The 813-nt window shown below is 71.3% G+C and carries 1 protein-coding gene; it reads right to left on the bottom strand.

All coding sequences use genetic code 11. The features are described 5' to 3' along the window. Positions 1–308: 308 nt before the first annotated feature. Positions 309–813: SsgA family sporulation/cell division regulator (locus CCN37_RS36995; protein ID WP_210408383.1), on the bottom strand; the 505-nt coding region annotated here is incomplete at its 5' end.

The following is an 813-nucleotide window of genomic DNA, read 5'->3' on the forward strand; positions in this document are numbered from 1 at the left end:
GTCCTGCACGATGTCGTCCCCGTCCGGGCCCGGCCCCAGCAGGCTGACCGCCACCGCGCGCATCGCGGGCCGGTGCCGGTCCAACAAGCAGGGCCGGAGCGGACACGTCGCCCGCCTGGGCGGCCGGGGTCGATGCCGAGTCCTCCGCTGTCCAGGCAGCCACCGGCTCCGTGCTCGTACGCCCCCTCCCGCCCGGTCCGTCAGGGGGACCCAGTGATCGACAGACGAGTTCTCCTGCGCACCCGCCGCGTCGCGGCGCTCGGCGCCCTCGGTCGCCGAGCCGTCGGCGGGCATCCTGCCCCCGGTGATCACTCGGGCTGTGCCTTGGGGCTCCGAAGCAGGTCCTCGGAGGTGGCGGCCCAGTCGATCGTGGCGAGCTCGCGACCGGCCGGAACGAGCTCATAGGTGTACTCCAGCCACTCCGCAAGCGGGCGTGCGGGTATCTCGAACAGGGCCGCCGTGTCCCTGGCGGTCAGCTGCAGCCATGCGGTGACCGGCTCCCTGGACTGCGACGGCCACATCCGCACGTCACCGAAGCCGCTCGCAGAGCGCAGTCCCTGCCGAAGGAGGTCGCGGCCGATCCGCCACAGCACACGCGTGCCGCCCTGGACGAGGAACTCCACGCACACGACCAGGGGGGCCTCCGGCGAGAACCGGAACTCGGCCCTGATGGGCTGTCGGGCAGAGAGGCTCAACACGCGCTCGATGTCCAAGCTCAACTCGAAGCAGCCCTCCGGCACCGCTCGACGTACCTGTACACCTGGTCGGTCACCGCTCATGATGTGGGGATCTCTCTCTGCGACGGGAGACTGG

Source organism: Allokutzneria sp. NRRL B-24872 (assembly GCF_002155965.1).
In the GTDB taxonomy this organism is placed as follows: Bacteria; Actinomycetota; Actinomycetes; order Mycobacteriales; family Pseudonocardiaceae; genus Allokutzneria.